Here is a 2,611-nt window from a genome sequence, read left to right on the forward strand (position 1 = left end):
AGGCCGCCGCCATTGTCGACGCTGGCGCTGGCCGTGACCGTCGCATCCTGGTCGGCCCGCACGGCGCCGCCGGCGTTGTTCACCACGCCCGCCGTCAGGCTCACATGCGTGTACTGGAACAGCGGACCGTAGGTCCGACCGTCGCGCCCCATTTAACTGTCGAGCAGGTCCTTCTCCTCTGTCATGCCTTGGCCCGCGTCCTGCCCCCCTTCAGATAGGTATAAACCTTGTCGTCCGGTGGCACGCCGTCGGCGCACCGCGCCAACGCGCAGGCGGCGGCCGTCAGCCTCCCTTCCTTCTGCGTGTCACCGTGGGCCAATTCATGTATGCGTTGTGGCTCAGGAGGATGCAACTGCCGGTTGTTAACGTCTGCAAAATCACGCGCCACCGCATGATCCAATTCCAACCGATTTAGCGAGCCAGCGGCCAAAATCAGCAATCACACCCTGCCGCGGCGGTACCCAACCTGGCTTTAGGAAATCATAGACGTCGTCGTAATGTTCAAGTGGCTTCACGGGCATGAGTTCCATTGGTATTAGCGGATGGTCAATTTCCACTGGAATGCCACGGAACCAGCAAAGCTTGGTTTCCAGAGTGCCCAGGAACGAAATAAAGTCTTCTTCGCATGGATCAAAACTCTTGATACAGGCGTGCTTGGACAGTATTAACTCCTCTAGTCCTTGCTGGTCTCGCTTGAGAAGCAAAGAGAAGAAGTCCTTCTCTGCCGCCGCTTCGGCGCGATCGGCCTTTCGGCCGTTCTTTGCCACTTTCGCGACCATCTCTCGCAAAAGCTCATCCTCGTCCCTAATGGCCAGCTGCACCATGTAGATATACGACCTGATACTTAATGGGTTACCTCTTTCCCTCAATAATCCGGGTGTCTCGACCTTGGACAAGGCATCTATTACATCACGGTTATCTGACAGCAAGGCATAAAGAAAGTCGTTCCCGATCTCAAACTGAGCGCCGCCATCTTGCCCCACACTCGCAAGGGTGAGCCTGGTCGCGAGATAGCAATTTTGCTTACATGCAGAAATATCATGTTTGACAAAGTAAGCGTAGATAGCATTGGTCCTCGCAAACTCGGCTATGTTACGTATGGCCGTGCCAATCCTCACTTTGTTGCGACGGTACAAAAGGCCTCCTATATCGAGCGGCAGACGCCCCTCTTCCGCCTTCTTAATAGTGTTCAAGCCTTCTTCGCGGGATACTTCTATCATCTATTTCCTCCCAATTTCACGACTGTCATACCGCGGTTGTTGACGCCTGTGACCATTTTCACAAGCGTTCCGTTTCGTTGTGCGTTGGCAATCAGTTCCGCCGTCCTGGTCGACTCAGGCGTTTGCAACTTATCTAAACGCTTGACAGCATACTCGACCCATGCGTCGGTCATCTGAGTCGGCAGAGCCCCATCTGGACCGTTCAGTCTGATCGAGCCGTCTGCGTTCAACGGCTTGACCTCATTGATATACACCGTGTCACCCTTGACATACACCCCGTCAAAGCAGTTAGTGCCGCACTTACCCTCCAGCCGCGTGAATCCATTGCGCATGAAATAGCCGTCGGCCGCAAATTCGCGCAACGCTGCCCCGAGGTTCTTGTCGGTCAAGCCGTCCAGCTGTCCCACGATAGACTGTTCCGCCGGCGTCAGGCGCAAGGCCATGCCTTGTTCCGTGATCTGGCTGGCACTAATATTGCCACCAAGCGAAGCACCGGCGGTACCGGCCAGGCCCGTGTCGAGCGACGCGAAAACGCGCCCGAGCGTGCCGATCACCCGGTTCGTTACGGCGCCACCGACGAGCACATCCTCCGCAACGTATATTGGCGTTGCCGCGCCGTTCTGCGCCCCGAACGATTCCAATCGATTACTGTCGCGGGTTGCTTCCCCTGGCAACATCGGCCCCGGCGCTTGGCCGAAGAAGGTGTTGGCATAAGGATCATCTTGCTGCTTCGGCGTAGCGTTGAAGTACGTCTGAACGCTGCCATCGGCGGTGGCGGTCTGGCCGTTGACGGTGATCGTTTTGCCCGTGTACGCGCCCAGCATGGCCTGGGCGGCGCTGAGCGTGCCCAGATAAGCGGCCAGTCCCCCGCGCGCGCCTTCGCTGTTCGGATCGCTCGACGCATTCACCAGCGATTGAATGTACGCCGCATTCTTGGCGGCCTCCTTGCTGTCGACCAGTCCCTTGGCGGTGCGCTCCAGCGCGTCAGACCACATGATGTTGGCCTTGGCCTCGCAGTCGGCGTCGCCGCCACACTGCTTTTGTGCCTGCTCCTTCCCCAGCTTCTCGATGACGGAGATTTCCTTGACATGCAATTGTCGATTGTTGACGTCGGTATTGAACGCGGCGCCGGCGCCACCGGCCCCACCAGCCGCTACACCAATGGCAGCGGCGCTTGCCGCTCCCAACGCCTGCTGCACAGGAGCGGGCAAGTGCATTTCCTCGATTAAATTGCCGATCTTAGGCATCAGGTCGGCACTGAGCCCCGCCCCGATAGCGCCGGACAGGCCACCTCCCAACGCGCCGGCCGCCGTGTGCGCCGCGACACGATAGACACCGCCTTCCGCCCATTTGGCGGCCTCTTCTTCGTTGCCACTGTCGTGCAACTGTTT

2 protein-coding genes and 1 pseudogene are annotated in these 2,611 nt (G+C 58.3%); all 3 read right to left on the minus strand.

Going from position 1 to position 2,611, the window contains the following annotated elements:
• On the minus strand, positions 1-152 hold a 152-nt coding region (locus AC3WOS_RS28400; protein ID WP_492720667.1), incomplete at its 3' end, for a hypothetical protein.
• A gap of 225 nt (positions 153-377) precedes the next feature.
• The gene (bcpI, locus tag AC3WOS_RS28405) at positions 378-1,220 is read right to left on the minus strand and encodes a contact-dependent inhibition immunity protein BcpI (protein WP_492720666.1); all 843 of its coding nucleotides are present in this window, start codon (positions 1,218-1,220) and stop codon (positions 378-380) included.
• A pseudogene (locus AC3WOS_RS28410) lies at positions 1,217-2,611 on the minus strand (cell surface protein); the annotation flags it as partial. The gene bcpI and the pseudogene AC3WOS_RS28410, both read right to left, overlap by 4 nt.

It is taken from the genome of Rugamonas sp. FW305-51 (assembly GCF_058786935.1).